This is a genomic window from Microcoleus asticus IPMA8, assembly GCF_013179805.1.
GTDB lineage: Bacteria > Cyanobacteriota > Cyanobacteriia > Cyanobacteriales > Microcoleaceae > Microcoleus > Microcoleus asticus.
This window is the reverse complement of the sequence record NZ_SRRZ01000169.1, coordinates 1-4,112: the sequence shown is the minus strand read 5'-3', so window position 1 is coordinate 4,112 and position 4,112 is coordinate 1. Positions and strand designations below refer to the sequence as shown.

Annotated in this window: 1 protein-coding gene; it reads right to left on the bottom strand. The window is 47.6% G+C overall.

Going from position 1 to position 4,112, the window contains the following annotated elements; translation table 11 throughout:
• Nucleotides 1-3,791 (bottom strand): DUF4347 domain-containing protein (locus E5S67_RS28835; protein WP_216670781.1); only part of this gene is annotated, 3,791 nt, incomplete at its 3' end.
• Nucleotides 3,792-4,112 lie beyond the last annotated feature (321 nt).

The following is a 4,112-nucleotide window of genomic DNA, read 5'->3' as shown; positions in this document are numbered from 1 at the left end:
CGCTCCTGTGTCGCCGCGTGCGGTGTGTCTTCTGTTGCTGCGGCTGGCGGTGTCGCGTTAGCTGTCGTCGTAGCAGTTGTCGGAGTAGGTGTCGGCGTCGGTGTCGGTGTCGGTGTCGGCGCTACATCGTTATCAGCGATCGCCACTGTCACCCCTGGAACCACAACTAGATTATACTTAGCATCACCCCCACTCACAGTGTGAGTAATATTAGCGCTGTGCGCGCCTTCGACAACCGTATCATCAACAGCTTTCACCGTAACGGTTTTAGCTATATTCCAATTATCGGTAGTGAAAGTGATAGGGGCGATCGCCTGAATCTGCTCACCTGTTGTGAGAGTGATAGTTACAGGCGCGATCGGCTGCGACGTTAATTTGAGCTCATAACTGCCATTCGCACCCCCTTCAGCAGCAGTTGTGCTCGTAGGTGTAATGCTGACACCTGCTGTGTCGTTGTCGGTAATCGCTACACTGACATCCTGAATTGTTGTGCCGCTATACTTAGTGTCGGTAGTGGTAACAGTGTGAGCGATCGTGCTGGTGTGCGTACCTTCGGCTTTGCTATCGTCGGTAGCAGTGACAATCCTTGTTTGGGGAATATTCCAGTTACTGCTGTCAAAGGTAACAGAGCCGATCGGCTTTATTTGACCTCCGGCATTAACAAAGTTAATTGTAACAGAGGCCTTCGGATCCGATGTTAACTCGATCGCATAACTGCCCGTCGCGCCGCCTTCGGTAGCAGTTGTTGCCGTAGGAGTAATAGAAATACTAGCGGTATCATTGTCCTTATTGCTGAGGCTAACATCCGCTACATCTTTGTTGCTGTAATTCGGATCTGTACTCTCAGCAGCATCCGTAACAATTTTGTAATCAATATCGCCGTCAGCAATGCTATCCTCAACCCCTGTTACTGTTACTGGTTGCGCTGTATCCCAGTTAGCCGGAGTGAAAGTTATGCTGGCAGGGTAAACTGTTCCCTCCGCAACATTATCCGTGTTCAAACGGATACTCACATCAGCAGTTGGCTGAGTATTCAAAACCACAGTAAAGTTAGCCTTGGTGGCATCTTCCCCCGTAATTAATCCCGCCGTCGGATTCACCGTAATTCCCGGAGTTTCATTGTCACTGTTGGTGACGGTGACATCTTCAGGATCGAGGTTATTGTAATTAACATCGGTACTCTCAGCAGCAGCCGTGACAATTTTGTATGCTAGAGGGCCATCAGCTACCAAATCGTTAACACCACTCACGGTTATTGTTTGCGGTTCATTGTAGTTAGCGGGAGTGAAAGTTAAGCTATCAGTCGAAACAGTTCCTTCGGCAACATTGGAACTGCTCAAACCAAATTTAACGTTAGCAGTCGGTTGAGAATTGAGTTTGACAGTGAAGGTAGCAGTGCCACCGACTTCACTTGTAGTTAATCCTGTTGGGTTAACAGTAAAGCCAGCTTTGTCATCATTAGTAATAGTTGTGGTAGCCGTAGCAGTGGTAATTGTCGGTGTTACGCCCGGGCCTGTGGGATTTGAAAGGGTGACGGCTATGGTTTCGTCGGGTTCACCTTGGGAGTCGCCTAATACATCCAGAGTAATGGTTTTCGATGTTTCCTCGGCGGCAAAATTAATTGTGCCAGTAGCAGTAGTTGCCCCTGAAGTGCCACCGATGTTGTTGTAATCGCTGACGTTTGTAGCTGTTCCGGCGATCGTATAATTGACGCTACTTGCCCCGCCTGTGTTGCCGCTGCGAGTCGCGGTGAAAGTCAGAGGTTTTGTGCCACTATTGCCTTCGGGAATGCTGGCAGTACCGGCGGCAATGGCATAAGAAACAGTACCGTTGGCTGCAATATTTAATGTTGTTTGTTTTGTTGTACCGCCAACACCACCGGTGATTGTGCCAAAGTTGAGAATTGCGGTTTCGGCGTTTTCAGGGAGATTGTCGGGTTTGATAGTAACTGCAACATTCTGGGTGAGTGCGGCACCTGTTGCACCTGCGGGGAATTTAATCGAGGTAGGGGAAAAGGCGTAGTCGGAATTTTCGGTGGCTGTGCTGCTGGGGTCGATGACAATTGGTACAACTACATCACTGAAGGGTGTGCCACCGCTGAGGGTGACGGGAATATTAACTACTGTGTCTGTGGTTCCTTCAGTGCCACTGTAAGTTGCAGCACCGAAATTAACTGTATTGGGTGTATTTAGCAGCACCGAAACGTTGTTAGTAGGACTGAAGTTAGTGGTGGCCAAGTCAGGCAAACCGTCCCCGTTCAAATCCTTCGCAATAACAGAAGTAGGCTGCAATCCCGCATCTAAATCAGCAGTCTTGGTAAATGTGCCGTCGCCATTCCCTAACAGAGTTGAAACCTTCGCCCCTATGTCAGTGTTATTGTTCCTGACAGCCAAGTCTTGCTTGGAGTCACCGTTGAGATCAGCAACGGTGACGAAATAAGCACTCGGTCCCACTGGAATTTCCGTAGTAGTAAACCCCCCAGTACCATTTCCCAGCAGAATTGAGAGGTTGTTAGACTGCAGGTCCGGTACAGCCAAGTCGGGGAAGGAGTCGCTGTTAAATTTCCCCACAGCCACAGAAAATAGTTGTGACCCCACTGTAATCTTGTTGGCCGGGGCAAAACTCCCACTACCATTCCCCAAGAGAATTGAAAGGCCGTTACCATTGGTCCCGACAGCCAAGTCTTTTGTGCCGTTGCCGTCAAAATCATCGACGGCAATAGATTGAGGCCCTATTCCTACCAAAAAGTTTTGAGGAGTCCCAAAAGTGCCATCAAGATTCTGCAATAGAATTGAGACGACACTATTACCAGGGGGGGAACCCGTAGCGCGATTAGTCGCTAAAGCTAAGTCTGGCCGGCCGTCACCGTTAAAATCTTCCGCAGCAATGTATGTACTGAAAATCCGCGAGTCGAAAGATAGATCGACGGGAGCACCCAAGCCAGTGCTACTCCCATAAAATATTGATACAGAACCACTGCCATTATTTACAACCAAGTCGTCATAGTTATCTGGATTAAATTTAGCGACAGCCAGGGCAGTTGTCCCCCGTGGCAACAGAGTAGCGGTGCCAAAGCTACCCGTGCCATTTCCTAATAGAATAGATGTGCCAGAACCGCCGCCGCCGCCGCCGGAAGCGGCAGAGTTCGCCACAGCTAAGTCCTTTATTTTGTCGCCGTTAAAATCTCCGACATCGACGAAGACAGGATCGGAACCTACGGGAAAATTAGTCGCAGCACCAAAACTATTCAAAACATACTCGTAACCCGCTAATACTTCGGCTTCAAATACCAGCGGCGTTTCTATTTTCCCGGTTCTGACTTCCAGTTCCCAGTCGCCGCCCTTTGCTACACTTCCCGTGAGGTTTTGGGAAGCAGCAACACTAGCGCCGGTTAACTCACTCAAGCGTTTGACAAATGCTTTACCTGTCCCGCCTGCTGCTACTGAACACCCGTACAGCAGGATATTAGGTCGATTTTTGCTCCTTGAGTCGGTTCGTGGCGAAAACCACTGCTGTAGAGAATACCGATCGCACTCTATATCATCTAAACTCAAGCTACCGTCGCCCAATTGCAAGCTACCCGGAGCACCGTGAGAAACAATGTGAATGCTGTCAATATTGCTGCGAGTGCCTAAAATATCAGTAATTTGGTCTATCGCATCCTGATTCCCATCCAAAACGACTACTTCCGTACCCGCTGTTACCCCGGCAATCAAACTTTGATAATCTTCAACTTGAGGATCGATAAAGGCGATCGTACTTCCTGAAACTTGATTATTTAAATTTGGCATAATACACCTATTTGATAGCTAAAAAAAGACAATAATTTCCCTGTTTCGCGACTTGCGTCCGAAACATTTCTGAAGGTTGTAGTAACCATAACTGTTTTTTATGAAAATCTATATAAACTTTTCTTTATAAACACTTTTTTAATTAAAGTTTTGATAAAGATGGGGAATTTTATTAAGTAATATTACGGATGAGCCAGCGCGAGGTAGATGACATAACACAAAAACCGTTCGGCGTTGCTGAATCAAGGTATGAATGCCCCAGGAATGGGAATATCGTGAAATTTCAAGTAATGTATTAATAACTTAATAGAATGCTTGAGC